This is a genomic window from Mesorhizobium sp. M2A.F.Ca.ET.037.01.1.1 (genome assembly GCF_003998075.1).
Taxonomy (GTDB): Bacteria; Pseudomonadota; Alphaproteobacteria; order Rhizobiales; family Rhizobiaceae; genus Mesorhizobium.
The window spans coordinates 1-627 of the sequence record NZ_RZSA01001677.1; the positions used below are offsets into that span (position 1 = coordinate 1).

Below are 627 nucleotides of genomic sequence, written 5' to 3' on the forward strand. Positions count from 1 at the left end.
TCGCAGGGCGGCTCGTCCAGCCTGCCGGTGTCGATCGACGTGAGGCAGATCGACCTGCCGGAGATCGCGCTCGGACAGGAGCTTGCCGGCAGCGGCATCGCCGAACTGGCCGCCAAAGGCTCGCTCAGGGCCGATCCCTCGCCGCTGGCGATCGAGAGCGTGCTCAATGTCTCCCGCCATGACGGCAAACAAGGCAATGTCGACGCCAAGATCCATTTCGCGCCGGCCGACAACAAGCTCGACCTCGATCTCAAGGCGTCGGAGCCGGCCGGCGGCATCATCGCCAATCTGCTCAAGCTGCCGGATGCGCCGCCCGTCAACATCGTCGTTTCCGGCAGCGGGCCCTTGGCCAATTGGAGCGGTGTCGGCACCTTCATGGTCGATGGCCAGATCATCAGCCAACTGACCGGCCGGCACCAGCTCACCGACAAGGGCCACCGCATCGAGGCCAAGGGCGACGGCCAGTTCGAAGCGTTCCTGCCGGAGAAGATAAAGTCGCTGTTTGCCGGCAAGACGAGCTTCGACGTCGCCGGCACGGCGACCACGGCGGGTGGGATCGATATCGAGCAGGCCATCATCGAGAGCGACTCCGTGCATGGCACCGCAACCGGCAACGTCGATCCGAAG

General features: G+C 65.4%; 1 pseudogene. It reads left to right on the plus strand.

Annotated features, from left to right (window positions below):
• Window positions 1-627 (plus strand): annotated as a pseudogene (locus tag EOA27_RS39165) (translocation/assembly module TamB); the annotation flags it as partial.